General features: G+C 72.5%; 11 protein-coding genes and 1 tRNA gene. 2 read left to right on the top strand and 10 right to left on the bottom strand.

Going from position 1 to position 17,007, the window contains the following annotated elements; all coding sequences use genetic code 11:
• Positions 1–108: 108 nt before the first annotated feature.
• Positions 109–1,305, bottom strand: a complete 1,197-nt coding sequence (locus tag DQ237_RS16180) for a branched-chain amino acid ABC transporter substrate-binding protein (protein WP_113801179.1) — start codon at positions 1,303–1,305, stop codon at positions 109–111.
• 235 nt (positions 1,306–1,540) lie between these two features.
• Positions 1,541–2,143, bottom strand: a complete 603-nt coding sequence (locus DQ237_RS16175; RefSeq protein WP_113801178.1) for an ANTAR domain-containing response regulator — start codon at positions 2,141–2,143, stop codon at positions 1,541–1,543.
• A gap of 75 nt (positions 2,144–2,218) precedes the next feature.
• On the opposite strand from DQ237_RS16175, the gene DQ237_RS16170 reads away from it, so the two are divergent.
• Both DQ237_RS16170 and DQ237_RS16165 read left to right on the top strand, forming a co-directional pair.
• Positions 2,219–2,292 (top strand) — tRNA-Leu (locus tag DQ237_RS16170).
• A 38-nt stretch (positions 2,293–2,330) separates the two neighbouring features.
• Positions 2,331–3,821 (top strand): pyridoxal-dependent decarboxylase, encoded by a 1,491-nt coding sequence (locus DQ237_RS16165; RefSeq protein WP_240619686.1) that lies wholly within the window; start codon positions 2,331–2,333, stop codon positions 3,819–3,821.
• On the opposite strand, the gene DQ237_RS16160 is transcribed toward DQ237_RS16165, so the two are convergent.
• The 8 genes from DQ237_RS16160 to DQ237_RS16125 form a co-directional block, all read right to left on the bottom strand.
• Complete coding sequence (locus DQ237_RS16160) at positions 3,805–4,677, bottom strand: acyl-CoA thioesterase II (protein ID WP_113801177.1); 873 nt, start codon at positions 4,675–4,677, stop codon at positions 3,805–3,807. The genes DQ237_RS16165 and DQ237_RS16160 overlap by 17 nt on opposite strands.
• Entirely contained in the window at positions 4,674–6,089 is a 1,416-nt protein-coding gene (gene pyk, locus DQ237_RS16155) for a pyruvate kinase (RefSeq protein ID WP_113801176.1), read from the bottom strand. Before pyk ends, DQ237_RS16160 begins: the two co-directional genes overlap by 4 nt.
• 101 nt (positions 6,090–6,190) lie before the next feature.
• Positions 6,191–7,681: a glutamate synthase subunit beta gene (locus tag DQ237_RS16150; protein WP_113801175.1), complete on the bottom strand. Its 1,491-nt coding sequence runs from the start codon at positions 7,679–7,681 to the stop codon at positions 6,191–6,193.
• On the bottom strand, positions 7,674–12,347 hold the full coding sequence (gene gltB / locus DQ237_RS16145) for a glutamate synthase large subunit (RefSeq protein ID WP_113801174.1): 4,674 nt from the start codon (positions 12,345–12,347) through the stop codon (positions 7,674–7,676). Before gltB ends, DQ237_RS16150 begins: the two co-directional genes overlap by 8 nt.
• 356 nt (positions 12,348–12,703) lie before the next feature.
• Positions 12,704–13,645 (bottom strand): prolipoprotein diacylglyceryl transferase, encoded by a 942-nt coding sequence (gene lgt / locus DQ237_RS16140; protein WP_113801173.1) that lies wholly within the window; start codon positions 13,643–13,645, stop codon positions 12,704–12,706.
• Entirely contained in the window at positions 13,642–14,442 is an 801-nt protein-coding gene (gene trpA / locus DQ237_RS16135) for a tryptophan synthase subunit alpha (protein WP_113801172.1), read from the bottom strand. The genes lgt and trpA overlap by 4 nt, the downstream gene beginning before the upstream one ends.
• A complete protein-coding gene (trpB, locus tag DQ237_RS16130) occupies positions 14,439–15,788 on the bottom strand; it encodes a tryptophan synthase subunit beta (RefSeq protein ID WP_113801171.1) in 1,350 nt (449 codons plus the stop codon). Before trpB ends, trpA begins: the two co-directional genes overlap by 4 nt.
• A 68-nt stretch (positions 15,789–15,856) precedes the next feature.
• A partial coding sequence (locus DQ237_RS16125) for an HNH endonuclease signature motif containing protein (RefSeq protein WP_147251840.1) occupies positions 15,857–17,007 on the bottom strand: 1,151 nt, incomplete at its 5' end.

Raw genomic sequence — 17,007 nt, 5'->3', positions numbered from 1 at the left:
GGGGGTGTGCGTGATCGTGACAGAGCGGAGGGGCGGCCCGGGCCACTGCGGACCCGTTCCGCCCCTCCGGTCTTCAGGACACGACGTGCGTGCCCGGGCTGGTGCTGATCAGGCCTGGTCCTTGATGTTGCCCAGGAGCTTGATCTGGCCGTTCTCCTGCACGAACAGGTTCACGGTCTGGGCGGAGGCGTCGACCTCGCCGTTGTCGTCGAACTTCACCGACGTGGTGATGCCCTTGTAGTCCAGCCCGTCGACGGCCTTCTCGACCGAGTCGCGGGTGGGAGCGCCGTCCTCGGCCGCGGTCTTGATGGCCTCGATCATCGCGTTGGCGGCGTCGAACGCCTCCGGCGAGTAGGTCGAGGGCGGGCTGTTGAACGCCTCCTGGTAGGCCTTGCTGAACTCCTTGGCCTCGGGGGCGACGGTGGCGTCGGAGCAACCGCAGGTGAAAAACCAGCCGTCGCCGGCGTCGCCGGCACCGTCGGTGAACACCGAGGACTTGCCGCCGTTGCCGGTGTACTTGTCACCGGTGAAGTTCGCGGCCTTGAGAGCCTGGGCCAGCAGACCGGCCTGCGCGTCGTAGCCGCCGTAGAACAGCGCGTCCGCGCCGGCCGACGCCACCTGGGTGGCCGTCGAGCCGTAGTCGGTGGTCTTGGCGTCCACGCCGATCCGCTGGACGGCGACGCCCTTGGCCTCCAGGCCCTTCTGCAGCTCGTCGGCGACGCCCTTGCCGTAGTCGGACAGGTCGTCGATCACGACGACCTTCTTGTAGCCCTTGGCGGCGAACAGGTCGGCAGCCTGCGACCCCTCGACGTTGTCCGAGGGGACGATGCGGTGGAACGTCGGGAAGCCCTGCTCGGAGAGCGTCGGGTTGGTGGCCGACGGGGAGATGAAGGACAGCCCCGCGTCGCCGTAGGTGGCACCGATGGCCTTGGTGGCACCGGAGAAGGAGGGGCCGATGACGCCGAGCACGGCCTCGTCCTGCAGGACCTGCGCCGCGGCGGTGGGCGCCTGCTCCGGCGAGCCCTGGTCGTCGGCCTTCACCAGCTCCAGCGTGAAGTCCAGGTCGCCGCTCTCGTTGGCCTGGTCGATCGCCAGCTGGACGCCGTTGACCTCGTTGATGCCGAGCTGGGCGTTGTCGCCGGACAGCGGACCCTGGAAAGCGATCTTGTAGGTCTCGCCCCCGCCGGAGCCGCCCAGTCCGCCGCCGCCCTTGTCGTCGGAGCTGTCGTTGGAGCAGGCCGAGAGCGTCAGGGCGCTGACCAGCGCCAGCGGCACCAGCCAGGTGGCGGGTCGGGTGGATCGCATCAAGTAGGTCCTCCTGCTGGATCGCGACGGCGCAGCGCCGACGCGGAGTCGAGTCTCGGTGGAGCGAGGAGGACGGTAGGCAGGCCCGCGCTGCGGTGTCTAGGCATCCTCGACAGTCCGGTGGCCGCGTGATGAAAACGTGATCGCCGGCGGGTGGTGCGGATGACGATCATGTGTCCTCGCGGTCGTCCGGCGTCATCCGGCCGTCATCCGCGTGTGCTCGACGGCCGCGCGCTCAGCCCTCGGTGGGCTCCGCAGAGGGCGACGGACCGACGAGGATGCTCTCGGCGAGCGCCTTCATGCTCGTGCGCTGGTTCATGGCCGTGCGCTGGATCCAGCGGAAGGCCTCCGCCTCCGTCATCCCCTGGTCGCTCATGAGCCGGCCCTTCGCCTGCTCGACCACCTTGCGGGTCTCCAGCCGCTCCTCGAGCGTGCGCACCTCGCCGTCCAGGGCGGTCATCTCCGCGAACCGGCCGCGCGCCACCTCGATCGCGGGCACCAGGTCGTTCTTCGAGAACGGCTTGACCAGGTAGGCCATGGCGCCGGCGTCCCGCGCCCGCTCCACCAGCTCCCGCTGGCTGAAGGCGGTCAGCACGATGACCGGGGCGATCCGGGCCGAGGCGATCTGCTCGGCGGCGGAGAGCCCGTCGAGGACCGGCATCTGGATGTCGAGGATGACCAGGTCGGGGTGCAGCTCCTGGGCGCGGTCGACCGCCTGCTGCCCGTCGCCGACCTCGGCGACGACGCTGTACCCCTCCTCCTCGAGCATCTCCTTGAGGTCGAGGCGGATCAGCGCCTCGTCCTCGGCGATCAGGACGCGGATCGGGTCGCTGCTCACGGGGCGGGAGCCTATCGGCGTCGGGTGGCCTCCACCGCCCCGCTACGCTTCTCCGGCGCCGGTCGCACCCGGCACGCCCCCGTACCCCAATCGGCAGAGGGAGCGGATTCAAAACCCGCGCAGTGTGCGTTCGAGTCGCACCGGGGGCACCCACCGAGCGCGCCGGTCCGGGCAATACGCTCGGCCGGTGACCGAGCCCGTGCCGCACATGACTCCCGATCAGTTCCGGCGCCACGGCCACGAGGTGGTCGACTGGATCGCCGACTACTGGGAGCGGATCGGCTCCTTCCCCGTCCGCTCGCAGGTCTCCCCCGGCGACGTGCGGGCCGCGCTCCCGGAGACCGCCCCGGACCAGGGCGAGCCCTTCGCCGCGGTGCTGGCCGACCTCGACCGCGTCGTCATGCCGGGGATCACGCACTGGCAGCACCCGGGCTTCTTCGGCTACTTCCCGGCCAACACCTCCGGCCCCTCGGTGCTGGGCGACCTCGTCTCGGCCGGTCTCGGCGTGCAGGGGATGTCCTGGGTGACCAGTCCCGCGGCCACCGAGCTGGAGCAGCACGTCCTGGACTGGTTCGCCGGCCTCCTCGGCCTGCCGGACTCGTTCCTCTCCACCGGCAGCGGCGGCGGGGTGGTGCAGGACTCCAGCTCCGGCGCGAACCTCGTCGCCCTGCTGGCCGCCCTGCACCGGGCCTCCGGTGGCGCCACGGTGCGCCAGGGCGTGCACGAGCGCGCGACCGTCTACGTCTCCAGCGAGACGCACTCCTCGATGGAGAAAGCCGTCCGCATCGCCGGTCTCGGCACCGACGCCGTCCGGATCGTGGAGGTCGACGACGACCTGGCCATGAACCCCGGCGCCCTGGCCGCCCGCCTCGTGCGGGACGTGGACCGCGGCTACCGTCCGGTGCTGGTCTGCGCGACGGTCGGCACCACCTCGACAACCGCCGTCGACCCGCTGGCGGCCATCGGGCCGATCTGCCAGAAGTTCGGTGTCTGGCTGCACGTCGACGCCGCGTACGCAGGCGTGAGCGCGGTCGCGCCGGAGCTGCGCGAGCTGCAGGCCGGCGTCGAGTGGGCCGACAGCTACACCACCGACGCGCACAAGTGGTTGCTCACCGGTTTCGACGCCACCCTCTTCTGGGTCGCCGACCGCGCGGCCCTCACCGGGGCGCTGTCGATCCTCCCCGAGTACCTGCGCAACGCCGCCACCGACACCGGCGCGGTCGTCGACCTCCGCGACTGGCAGGTCCCGCTGGGCCGGCGCTTCCGGGCGCTCAAGCTGTGGTTCGTGCTGCGCTGGTACGGGGCCGAGGGGCTGCGGGCGCACATCCGCTCGCACGTGGCGATGGCGCAGGAGCTCGCCGCGTGGGCGGAGGCCGACGAGCGCTTCGACGTCGTCGCCCCGCACCCGCTCTCGCTGGTGTGCCTGCGGCCGCGGTGGCCCGAGGGCGTGGACGGCGACGTGGCCACCATGACGCTGCTCGACCGGCTCAACGACGGCGGCGAGGTCTTCCTGACCCACACGACCGTGGGGCACCGCCCGGTCCTCCGGATCGCGGTGGGCTCCCCCGCCACGACCCGGGCGCACGTGGAGCGGGTGTGGGCGCTGCTGACCGAGGGCCACGACTGGCTGGCCAACGACTTCGCCGAGCAGGCCGCGGCCCTCACACCGCGCGGATGAGACCTTCCTGCGCCACGGTCGCGACGTGCGTGCCGTCGGCCGACCAGATCGTGCCGAAGCAGAGCGCACGGCCCGCCGAGGCCGCCGGGCTGTCGGTCTCGTAGAGCAGCCACTGGTCGGCCCGCACCGGCTGGTGGAACCAGACGGCGTGGTCCAGGCTCGCCCCGGCGAAGTCCGGCCATCCGCCGCCGAGCCGGGCGAAACCCGCCGACAGCAGCGACAGGTCGCTCACGAAGGTCAGCGCCGCCGCGTGCACGGCCGCGTCGTCCCCGAGGTCCCCGGCCACGCGCACCCAGGAGCGGCTCTGGGTGTGCGGCGGGGACTTCGGCGGCGCGGCGAACGGGTCGTCCATGAAGCGCTGCTCGACCACGCGCGCCATCGCCGCCATGAACGACGCCTTGTCGCCGTGCCGGGCCACGATCTCGTCGGTGCCGAGGGACTCCTCGGGCGACGGGACGTCGGGCATCGGCGTGCTGTGCTCGGCCACGGCCTTCTCCCCCGCGTGGAAGTCGGCGGTCAGCGCGAAGATCGCGACCTCCTCCCCCTTGCGCTCCTGCCAGGCGACCACCCGGCGGGTGGTGAAGGAGCGGCCGTCGCGGATGCGGTCCACCGCGTAGCGGATCTCGGCGAAGGGGTCGCCCGGGCGCAGGAAGTAGGCGTGCAGCGAGTGCACGCCCCGGTCCTCCGCCACGGTCCGCCCGGCGGCGACAAGCGCCTGACCGGCCACCTGGCCGCCGAAGATCCGCTGCCGCTCGGTCGACGGCGTCTTGCCGACGAACACGTCGGCGTCGCGCTCCTCGAGGTCGAGCACGGAGAGGAGCGCGGCCGCCTGGCTGTCCCCGCGTCCGCCGGTCACGAGTCGGTACCCACCTCGTGCACCCGGATCAGGTTCGTCGACCCGACGGTGTTCGGCGGGCTGCCGGCCACGACGACGACGCGGTCGCCCACCTCGAGCCGGCCGATGGACAGCAGCGAGAAGTCGACCTGGTCGACCATGTCGTCGGTGTGCTCGACCGAGGGCACGAGGAAGGTCTCGACGCCCCAGGAGAGTGCCAGCTGGCTGCGCACCCGGGCGTCGACGGTGAAGGCCAGCAGCGGCTGCCGCGGGTGCAGCGCCGCCAGGCGGCGGGTGGTCTCGCCGGTCTGGGTGAAGGTGGCCAGCGCCTTGACGTCCAGCGACTCGCCGATGTCACGGGCGGCCCGGACGATGGCGCCCGAGCGGGACCGCGAGCGGCGGACGACCTCGGGGACCCACAGGTGGTCGCTCTCGACGGCGTCGATGATGCGGTCCATCGTGCGCACCGCCGCGATCGGGTAGGCGCCGACCGACGTCTCGCCGGAGAGCATCACCGCGTCGGCCCCGTCGAGGACGGCGTTGGCGACGTCGGATGCCTCGGCCCGCGTCGGGCGCGAGTTGGTGATCATCGACTCGAGCATCTGGGTGGCGACGATGACCGGCTTGCTCCGCTCGCGGGCGGCCTGGATGGCGCGCTTCTGCACCAGCGGGACCTGCTCCAGCGGCAGCTCCACGCCGAGGTCGCCGCGGGCGACCATGATCCCGTCGAACGCCTCGACGATCGCATCGAGGTTGCGGACCGCCTCGGGCTTCTCCAGCTTGGCGATGACGGGGACGTGGATGTCCTCCTGCCGCATGATGTCGCGGACCAGCGCCACGTCGGTCGGCGAGCGCACGAACGACAGCGCCACGAAGTCCACACCCAGGTGCAGGGCGAACCGCAGGTCGCGCTCGTCCTTGTCCGACAGCGCCGGCACGCTCACCGCGACGCCGGGCAGCGACAGCCCCTTGTTGTTGGAGACCGTGCCGCCCTCGACGACCAGGCAGAACACGTCGGGGCCCTCGACGCCGACGACGCTCAGGGAGAGGTTGCCGTCGTCGACCAGGAGCCGGTCGCCGACCCGCACGTCGTTGGCGAGGTTCTTGTAGGTGGTGGAGACCCGTTCGGCGGTGCCGGCGACGTCCTCCACGGTGATGCAGACCTGGCTGCCGGTCTCCCAGACGACCGGCCCGTCGGCGAAGGTGCCGAGACGGATCTTGGGGCCCTGCAGGTCGGCCAGGACGGCGACGGCGTGCCCGATCCGGTCGGAGGCCTCGCGGACGAGGCGGTAGTTCTCCGCGTGGTCCTCGTGCGAGCCGTGGGAGAAGTTGAGGCGGGCGACGTCCATCCCCGACTCGACCAGGGCCGTGACCTGTTCGGCGGAGCCGGTGGCCGGACCCAGGGTGCAGACGATCTTCGCGCGGCGGGACATGGCGATAACGCTAGTGCCACGACGAACTCGTCGGCGGAGCGGCCCGGGCCCGCATCCCGCGTGTCGGGGTTACCGACCGGTAGGGATCCGGGCCCGGCCGGTCAGCGGAGCGCGACCGCCGTGGGGGTCACCGGACGGGGCAGCATGGAGCTGCCGGTGAGCCAGGTGTCGACGGCGGCCGCGGCGGCGCGGCCCTCGGCGATGGCCCAGACGATCAGCGACTGCCCCCGCCCCATGTCGCCGGCGACGAACACGCCGGGCACGGTGGACATGAACTCGCCGTCGCGGGCGACGTTGCCGCGCCCGTCGACCTCGACGCCGAGGGTGTCGACGAGGCCCTCGCGCTGTGCGCCGGTGAAGCCCATCGCCAGGAAGACCAGGTCGGCCGGCAGCTCGCGCTCGGTGCCCTCGACCTTCTGGAACCGGCCGTCGACCCGCTCCACGTCGTGGATCAGCAGCGCGCGGACGTTGCCGTTCTCGTCGCCCAGGAACCGCTCGGTGTTGACCGAGTAGAGCCGCTCGCCGCCCTCCTCGTGCGCGCTGGAGACGCGCATGATCATCGGGTAGGTCGGCCAGGGGTTGCTGCCGGCGTCCCGGCGGTCCGGCGGCGACGGCATGATCTCCAGCTGCGCGACCGAGGCCGCGCCCTGGCGGTGCGAGGTGCCCAGGCAGTCCGCACCGGTGTCACCGCCACCGATGATCACGACGTGCTTGCCGTGCGCGTCGATCGGCGGGGTGTCGAGCTCGCCCAGCGCCTGGCGGTTGCCGTAGGGCAGGTACTCCATCGCGAGATGGATGCCGTTCAGCTCGCGGCCCGGAGCGGGCAGGTCGCGGCCGACGGTCGCGCCACCGGCCAGGACCACGGCGTCGAAGTCGCCGCGCAGCTGCTCGACCGACAGGTCGGCCTTGGCGCCCCCGCCCACCTCGACACCGGTGACGAACCGGGTGCCCTCGGCGCGCATCTGGTCCAGCCGCCGGTCCAGGACGGACTTCTCCATCTTGAACTCGGGGATGCCGTAGCGGAGCAGGCCGCCGACGCGGTCGGCCCGCTCGAACACGGTGACGTCGTGCCCGGCGCGGGTGAGCTGCTGGGCGGCGGCGAGCCCGGCCGGCCCGGAGCCGACGACGGCGACCTTCTTGCCCGTCCGCTCGGCCGGGGTCTGCGGGGTCACCCAGCCCTCGTCCCAGGCGCGGTCGATGATCTCCCACTCGATCTGCTTGATCGTCACCGGCGACTCCTGCAGGTTCAGCACGCAGGAGCCCTCGCACGGCGCGGGGCAGAGCTTCCCGGTGAACTCCGGGAAGTTGTTGGTCGAGTGCAGCCGCTCGATGGCGTCGTGCCAGTCGTCGCGGCGAGCGAGGTCGTTCCACTCCGGGATCAGGTTCGCCACCGGGCAGGCGTGGTGGCAGAACGGGATGCCGCAGTCCATGCAGCGGGCGGCCTGGGTGCGGACCTCCGCCGTCGGGAAGAGCGGGTCCTCCCCGTTCTCGCGGCGGCTGTAGACGTCCTTCCAGTCCAGCAGCCGCAGCTCGACGGGACGCCGCGGCGGCAGCGCCCGGTCGTACTTCAGGAAACCGGTGTTGTCAGCCACGAGCTGCCTCCATCACTGCCAGGTCCACGTCGGTGCCGTTGGCCTCGGCCATCCGCCGGGCCTCCATGGCCCGCCGGTAGTCGCGCGGCATGATCACGCTGAACTGCTCCGACCAGCGGCCCCAGTCGGCCAGCAGCGCCTGCGCCACGGTCGACTCGGTGTCGGCGGCGTAGCGCACCAGGACGTCGCGCAGCCACTGGGCCTGCTCGCCGTCCAACGGCTCGACGTCGACCATCTCGGTGTTGACCCGGTGCCGGGCGAGGTCGAGCACGTAGCCGATCCCGCCGGACATGCCGGCCGCGATGTTCCGGCCGGTCGGGCCGAGGATGACCGCCCGGCCGCCGGTCATGTACTCCAGCGCGTGGTCGCCCACGCCCTCGACGACGGCGAGCGCACCGGAGTTGCGCACGCAGAACCGCTCGCCGACCCGGCCGCGCAGGAAGATCTCACCGCCCGTGGCGCCGTACCCGATCACGTTGCCGGCGATGACGTTGTCCTCGGCCAGGAACGGCGACTCCCGCGACGGGCGGACGACGATCCGGCCGCCCGACAGGCCCTTGCCGACGTAGTCGTTGGCGTCGCCGAACAGCCGCATGGTGATGCCGCGGGGCACGAAGGCGCCGAACGACTGCCCGGCCGACCCACCGAAGGTGAGGTCGATCGTGCCGTCGGGCAGCCCCTCTCCCCCGAACCGGCGGGTCACCATCGAGCCGAGCATCGTGCCGACGGTGCGGTTGACGTTGCGCACCGGCAGCTCGAGGCTGACCGGCCGCGCGTCGAGCAGCGCGCCTTCGCACAGCTGGATGAGGGTCTGGTCCAGCGCGACGTCGAGACCGTGGTCCTGCCCGCGGACGCGGCGCAGCGGGGTGTTCTCCGGCAGCTCCGGCACGACGAGGACCGGCGAGAGGTCCAGGCCCTGCGCCTTCCAGTGGCCGACGGCCTTGCGGGTGTCCAGCAGCTCGGCGTGGCCGACGGCCTCGTCGATCGAGCGGAAGCCCAGCTCGGCCAGGTAGTGCCGCACCTGCTCGGCCAGGAACTCGAAGAAGGTGACGACGAACTCCGGGCGCCCGGTGAACCGCTTGCGCAGCTCCGGGTTCTGGGTGGCCACGCCCACCGGGCAGGTGTCGAGGTGGCAGACGCGCATCATCACGCACCCGGAGACCACCAGCGGAGCGGTCGCGAAACCGAACTCCTCGGCGCCCAGCAGCGCGGCGACGATGACGTCGCGGCCGGTCTTCATCTGCCCGTCGACCTGCACGGTGATGCGGTCGCGCAGGCCGTTGGCCAGCAGCGTCTGCTGGGTCTCGGCCAGCCCCAGCTCCCACGGGGAGCCGGCGTGCTTCAGCGAGGTCAGCGGGGCGGCACCGGTGCCGCCGTCGAACCCGGAGATCAGGACGACGTCGGCGTGCGCCTTGCTGACCCCCGCCGCGACCGTGCCGACACCGACCTCGGCGACCAGCTTGACGTGCACCCGCGCCTCGTTGTTCGCGTTCTTGAGGTCGTGGATGAGCTGCTTGAGGTCCTCGATCGAGTAGATGTCGTGGTGCGGCGGCGGGCTGATCAGGCCGACGCCCGGCGTCGAGTGCCGGGTCCGGGCCACCCACGGGTAGACCTTGCCGCCGGGCAGCTGGCCGCCCTCGCCGGGCTTGGCGCCCTGCGCCATCTTGATCTGGATGTCGTCGGCGTTGACCAGGTACTCGCTGGTGACGCCGAACCGGCCGGAGGCGACCTGCTTGATCGCCGAGCGGCGCAGGTCGCCGTTCGGGTCGGGCGTGAAGCGGTCGGGGTCCTCGCCGCCCTCACCGGTGTTGGAGCGGCCGCCGAGCCGGTTCATCGCGATGGCGAGGGTCTCGTGGGCCTCCTGCGAGATGGAGCCGTAGCTCATCGCGCCGGTGTTGAACCGCTTGACGATCTCGCTGACCGGCTCGACCTCGTCGATGGGCACCGGCGGGCGCACACCGGTCCTCAACGTGAACAGTCCGCGCAGGGTGGCGGCGTCCTCGGACAGCTTGTCGACGGTCTGCGTGTACTTCTCGAAGACCTCGTACTGCCGCGACCGGGTGGCGTGCTGGAGCAGGAACACCGTCTCGGGGTTGAAGAGGTGCACCTCGCCCTCGCGGCGCCACTGGTACTCGCCACCGGTCTCCAGCCGGCGGTGCGCCCGCTCGGTCGGGTTCTCCGGGTAGGCGCGGCGGTGGCGCAGCGCCACCTCCTCGGCCAGCACGTCGATGCCGACCCCGCCCAGGGGCGCCGACGTGCCGGTGAAGTACTCGTCGACGACCTCCTTCGACAGGCCGACCGCCTCGAAGATCTGCGCCATCGTGTACGAGCCGACGGTGCTGATGCCCATCTTGCTCATGACCTTGAGGACGCCCTTGCCGAGCGCCTTGACCACGTTGCGCACGGCCTGCGCCGGCTCGATGCCGGTCAGCTCGCCGTCGCGGATGAGGTCCTCGATCGACTCGAACGCCAGGTACGGGTTCACCGCGGCCGCGCCGTAGCCGAGCAGCAGCGCGACGTGGTGCACCTCGCGGCAGTCGCCGGACTCGACGACCAGGCCGACCTCCATGCGGGTCTTCTCCCGCACCAGGTGGTGGTGGACCGCCGCGGTCATGAGCAGCGACGGGATGGGCGCGCGCTGCTCGTCGCAGTCGCGGTCGGACAGCACGATGATCCGGGCGCCCGCGGCGATGGCCTTGGAGACCTTCGTCCGCAGCTGCTCCACGGCCTCGGCCAGCGCCGTCCCGCCGCCGTTGACGTCGAAGTGACCGGTGATCCGGACGGCGGCGAAACCGGGCAGGTCGCCGTCGTCGTCGATGTGCAGGATCTTGGCCAGCTCGTCGTTGTCGATCACCGGGAACGGCAGGTGCACCTGCCGGCAGGACGCCGGGGACGCCGTCAGCAGGTTCTGCTCGGGGCCGAAGGTGCGGCCCAGGCTGGTGACGAGCTCCTCGCGGATCGCGTCCAGCGGCGGGTTCGTCACCTGGGCGAACAGCTGACCGAAGTAGTCGTAGAGCAGCCGGGAGCGGTCCGACAGCGCCGCGATCGGGGTGTCGGTGCCCATCGAGCCGATCGGCTCGGCGGCGGTGGCCGCCATCGGCGTGACGAGCAGGCGCAGGTCCTCCTCGGTGTAGCCGAAGAGCAGCTGCCGGCGGACCACGGACTCGTGGCTGGGCCGCGACCGGCGGCGCTCGGGCAGCGAAGGCAGGTGGACCAGGCCGGCGTGCAGCCAGTCGTCGTAGGGGTGCTCGGCGGCCAGGGCGCCCTTGACCTCCTCGTCGGAGACGATCCGCCCGGAGGCGGTGTCGACGAGGAACATGCGGCCCGGCTGCAGCCGGCCCTTGGCGACGATGTCGGCGGCCGGGATGTCGAGGACGCCGACCTCGCTGGCCATGACGACCAGGTCGTCCTTGGTGTGCCACCAGCGGCCGGGGCGCAGGCCGTTGCGGTCGAGGACGGCGCCGATGAGCGTGCCGTCGGTGAAGCAGACCGCGGCCGGCCCGTCCCACGGCTCCATGATCGAGGAGTGGAACCGGTAGAAGGCCCGGCGGGCCGGGTCCATCTCGTCGTGGTTCTCCCACGCCTCCGGGATCATCATCAGCACCGCGTGCGGCAGCGAGCGGCCGGACAGGTGCAGCAGCTCGAGCACCTCGTCGAAGGTCGCCGAGTCGCTGAAGTCGCCGGCGGTCACCGGGAAGATCCGCTCCAGGCCGAGCTCGGACGCCGGACCCGCGGGGCCGTCGAACATCTCGGTGGCGAGCTTGGCCTCGCGGGCCCGCATGCGGTTGCGGTTGCCCTTGATGGTGTTGATCTCGCCGTTGTGCGCGATGAAGCGGAACGGGTGGGCCAGGGGCCAGCTCGGGAACGTGTTGGTCGAGAACCGGCTGTGCACCAGCGCGATCGCCGACTCGTAGCGCTCGTCGCGCAGGTCGGGGAAGAACAGGGGCAGCTGGTCGGTGGTCAGCATGCCCTTGTACGTGATGGTGCGCGAGGACAGCGACGCGATGTACAGCGAGCTGCCGGCGTCGACGGCGGCGCGCTCGGCCCGCTTGCGCAGCACGAAGGAGCGCCGCTCCAGGCGGGTGACGCCGTGGCACTCCACGCTGCCGCCGAAGGCGGACTCGTCGGCCCGGGCGCCCATCGTCTCGGCGACGAACAGCTGCGCGAAGTGCGGCATGACCGCCCGGGCGGTGGGGCCGAGGTCGGCGCCGTCCGGGTCGATCGGGACGTCGCGCCAGCCGAGGACCGTGAGGCCCTCCTCCTCGGCGAGCCGGGCGACGTCCTCGTAGCGGGCGGCCCGCTCGTCGGCGTCGGCCGGCAGGAAGGCGATGCCGACGGCGTACTCGCCCAGGGGCGGCAGGTCGAAGTCGACGCCGGCGCGCAGCAGCCCGTCGGGCACCTGGGTCAGGATGCCGGCGCCGTCACCGGAGTTGGGCTCGGCGCCCGCGGCGCCGCGGTGGTCCAGGTTGTGCAGCGCGGTGAGACCGGCCTGCACGATGCGGCGGCTGCGCCGGCCACGGGCGTCGGCCACGAAGGCCACGCCACAGGCGTCCTTGTCGTTGGCCGGGTCGTAGAGGCCGTGCGCTGCGGGCACGGCGGAGAACGGGACAGCCGAACCGCGGCGGCGCGAGGCGCCGTCGGTGGCGGGGGCGGGAAGGTCGGTCACAGTCACTCCCGTCGTCGGCGCACCGTCGTCCCCTCGGGGTGAGGGGCGGACGGAGGGCGTGGGCCCGGCCGGAGGTCGAAGGCGGCGGAGAAGGCGGCACTGCGGAGCGCCCGTGGCGGCCGGACGCAGATCACCGGCCGAACGTGCGCGTGCGAGCCCGGCGGATGGTGCCGCTGAGCCGTCGTCCGCGGGGCGACGCTGGCCCGGTTCCGACACTACGACCCGGCCAGGATCGCTGGCGAGTCAGTCGGAAGGGTACACAGCCGTAACACGCTCCTGACATGACGGAAGCCACGCCACGCGAGAGTGGCCGGAACGACGCGAACGGTGTCCGGACCAGGGGTCTTCCCCCACGGTCAGGACGGCGGGGTCTCCTCGTGATCATCCCCACGTACGGGGGCGGGGGCGGCCACCGCGCGCGTGCGCCGAGCGCCCTCGACCCGTCGCTGCTCGGCCACCGCGGAGCGGTCCACCACCTCGCGGGGGCGGCCGCGCTGCCAGACCAGGTAGGCCACCGCCAGCAGCCCCACGATCACCGCGGTGAACACGTTGAGGCGGATCCCGAAGAACGTCTCCGCGGGGTCGCTGCGCAGCAGCTCGATCCAGAGCCGGCCGGTGCAGTAGGCCGCGACGTACAGCGCGAACGCCCGGCCGTGGCCCAACCGGAAGCGGCGGTCGGCCCAGATGACCAGGGCCGCCGCGGCGAGGTTCCACAGCAGCTCGTAGAGGAACGTGGGATGGAAGGTGCCCAGCAGCACCGGCTGGCCGTCCGCGCCGGTGACCGCACGGCCGCCGTCCCAGTCGTAGATCTTCAGTGCCCAGGGCAGGTCGGTCGCCCGGCCGTACAGCTCGTTGTTGAACCAGTTGCCCAGCCGGCCGATGGCCTGGGCGACCAGCAGCCCGGGGGCGAGGGCGTCGGCGAAGGCCGGGAGCGGGATGCCCCGGCGCCGGCAGGCGATCCACGCCCCCACTGCGCCCAGGGCGATCGCGCCCCAGATGCCCAGGCCGCCCTCCCAGATGGCGAAGGCGCGCAGCGGGTCGCCATCCTCGCCGAAGTAGGCGCGGGGGCTGGAGATCACGTGGTAGATCCGACCTCCGACGATGCCGAACGGAACGGCCCAGACGGCGATGTCCAGGACGTCGCCGGGCGCTCCGCCACGGGCGATCCAGCGCCGCTCGGTGAGCCAGATCGCGGCGATGATCCCCGCGACGATGCAGAGCGCGTAGGCGCGCAGCGGGAACGGGCCGAGCTCCCAGACGCCCTGGGTGGGGCTGGGGATGGCGGCGAGGACGGTCACGCCGGCACCCCCGCCCGGCGCACGCCCTCGGCGAGGTCCGCGGTGAGGGCGCGGACGCCCTCGGCGCCCCGCCCCTCGAGCATCTCGCGCACGTAGGCGGAGCCGACGATGACGCCGTCGGCGAAGGCGGCGATCTCGGCGGCCTGGTCGCCGTTCGAGACGCCGAGGCCCACGCACAACGCGATGTCCGGCCGCGCCTGGCGGGTACGGGCCACGAGTGTCCGTGCAGCGTCGCTGACCGTGTCACGGGCGCCGGTGACGCCCATGGTGGAGGCGACGTACACGAAGCCCCGGCTGGCCTCGGTCGTCGAGCGCAGCCGCGCGTCGGTCGAGGAGGGTGCCACCAGGAAGACCCGGTCCAGGCCGGCCCGGTCGCTGGCGGCGATCCACTCGCCGGCCTCCTCGGGGATGAGGTCCGGGGTGATCAGGCCGGCGCCGCCGGCGGCGGCGAGGTCGGTGGCGAACCGCTCGACCCCGTAGCGCTCGATCGGGTTCCAGTAGGTCATGACGACGGGGACGGCACCGGCGTGGGCGACCGCGCGCACGGCCCGCAGGACATCGGGGATGCCGACACCCGCCCGCACGGCGACGTCGACCGCCTCCTGGATGACGGGACCGTCGATGCCCGGGTCGCTGTAGGGCACGCCGATCTCGATCGCGTCGCAGCCGGCCTCGACCATGGCCACCATCGCCTCGATCGAGGTGTCGACGTCGGGGTACCCGACGGGCAGGTAGCCGATGAGCGCCGCCCGTCCCTCGGCCTTGGCGGCGCCGATGCGCTCGGCGAGGATGCTCACAGCTCTTCTCCCGCGTCCTGGCCGGCGACGGCCTCGTCGTTGCTGACCGCACCCTCGGTGGGCTGCTGCTCGGTGTCCAGTCCTGGCCCGGGGTCGACGTCCTCGCGGTCGCCGAGACCGAACCACCGCGAGGCGGTCTCGACGTCCTTGTCGCCGCGGCCGGAGAGGTTGACCAGCAGCAGAGCGTCGGGACCGACCTCCTGCCCGAGCTTCATCGCCCCGGCCAGGGCGTGCGCCGACTCGATCGCCGGGATGATCCCCTCGGTGCGGCAGAGCAGCGCGAACGCCTCCATGGCCTCGGCATCGGTGACCGGCCGGTACTCGGCACGGCCGATGTCGTTGAGGTAGGAGTGCTCGGGGCCGACACCCGGGTAGTCGAGGCCGGCGCTGATCGAGTGCGACTCGATGGTCTGGCCGTTGTGGTCCTGCAGCAGGTAGGAGCGGGCGCCGTGGAGCACGCCGGGCGATCCGCCGGTGATGGTGGCCGCGTGCCGGCCGGTGTCGACGCCGTCGCCGCCGGCCTCCAGCCCGATCAGGCGGACCCCGTCATCCGGGACGAAGGCGGTGAAGATGCCGATCGCGTTGGAGCCGCCGCCCACGCAGGCGAGGACGGCGTCGGGGAGCCGGCCCTCGCGCTCGAGCACCTGGGCGCGCGCCTCGTCGCCGATCACCCGCTGGAAGTCACGGACCATCGCCGGGAAGGGGTGCGGCCCGGCGACCGTGCCGAACACGTAGTTCGTCGTCTCCACGTTGGTCACCCAGTCGCGGAACGCCTCGTTGATCGCGTCCTTGAGGGTGCGCGAGCCGGTGGTCACCGGGATCACCTCGGCGCCGAGCAGCCGCATGCGGGCGACGTTGAGCGCCTGGCGGCGGGTGTCCTCCTCGCCCATGTAGACGGTGCAGGACAGCCCCATGAGGGCGGCGGCGGTGGCGGTGGCGACCCCGTGCTGGCCGGCGCCGGTCTCGGCGATGACGCGCGTCTTGCCGATCCGCTTGGTCAGCAACGCCTGACCCAGCACGTTGTTGATCTTGTGCGAGCCGGTGTGGTTGAGGTCCTCGCGCTTGAGCAGGACCCGGGCGCCGCCGCAGTGCTCGGCGAACTTGGGCACCTCGGTCACCGGGCTCGGGCGGCCGGTGTAGTCGCGCTGCAGCCGGGCGAACTCCTCGAGGAACGCCGGGTCGACCCGCATGGCCTCGTAGGCCTCGGTCAGCTCGTCCAGCGCGGCGATCAGAGCCTCGGGAACGAAACGGCCGCCGAAGATCCCGAAGTGCCCGGTCTCGTCCGGCCAGCCCGGACGCGCCGGGAGCGAGAGTTCTCCGGTCTGCGGGGGGCTGGTCGTCGTCATGCCGTCCAGTGTCGCGCGCTCCGCCCCGACACCGACGCAGGGGTCACCGCCACGTCACGCGATCGGTGTCAGAACGGTGGTGGGTCGTCGGCCGGGTCCGGTGGCGGTTGCGGTGGTTCGGTGAGCACGCGGTAGCCCGGTGGTCGGCTGATCCGGGTGACGCCGGAGGGGGTGATGACGGTGAGCACGCCGTCATCACTCATCGTGTGGGTCCAGCCGGGGGCGAAGGTCTTCAGCCGGTGGTGGCGCCGGCACAGGCAGCACAGGTTGTCGCAGGAGGTCTCGCCGCCGTCGGCGTGGGCGATGACGTGGTCGAGGTCGGCCCACCCGGCGCGCACGGTGCAGCCGGGATGCCGGCAGGTGCGGTCGCGGGCCTTGATGAAGCGGTACAGGGACGCGGAGGGCCGGTAGCGGTCCACCGGGTCGGGCTTGTCGAGGACCGGGCAGGCGCAGGGGGCGTCCGCGTGCTCGAGGCACCCGCGTCGAGCGAGGCGCTCGACCTCCGAACGACCGGAAGCGGCCAGCAGCTTGCCGGTGCGGTCGGTGATCGCGATCTCCAGGCTGCCGCCGGCCGGAGCTCGTAGGCCCAGGGCGTCCAGGCGGGTGAGGAGCTCGCGCAGGTGGGCGGCGGTGATCGGTTCGCCGTCCACCTCGCCGCTCGGCGAGGTGGTGCCTGGCGGGGTGAACGCGTCGGCCGTCAGTGCATTCAGCGGGGCGACGACCGTGAGGTGGGCGGTGACCGGCGGCTGCTGCTGCCAGGGGCGCAGCAGCAGATCAGCCGCAGCACCGGCGCGCAGCATCCCGATCGGACGGGTGTCACCGGCGTCCTTGGCGGCGCGGGCGTGCTGGTCGACCCGGTCGCGGCAGGCGCGGGCGTCGTCGTGCGGCATCAGCGCCCGGAACTCGCTCATCCCGTCACCCACCGGCCGCACGCTCACATCCGCGCCGCGGGCCCTCAGCTCCCGCCGCCGGTCAGCCGCGGCGGCGTCGCGGGCCAGCAGCTCCGCGCGGACCGCTTCCCGCAGACTGCGCACCGACAACTCACCGGCACGCGGCAGCACCGCGCCCTCGGTGGCGGCGATCACCGCCGGATCGGTCTGCGCGCCGGTGGCCGCGACCTCCGCGGCGATCGCCCGCGCCCGCGGCCAGTCCAGCTCACCTGCACGCAGGCGGGCGAAGGTCCCGGGCAGGACGGTGGTCAACAACTGCGCGTGCTCCA

The sequence above is a fragment of the Blastococcus sp. TF02-8 genome (genome assembly GCF_003319175.1).
Taxonomy (GTDB): domain Bacteria; phylum Actinomycetota; class Actinomycetes; order Mycobacteriales; family Geodermatophilaceae; genus Blastococcus.
Note: the sequence above shows the minus strand (reverse complement) of the source record. Positions and strands in the feature narration are given on the sequence as shown.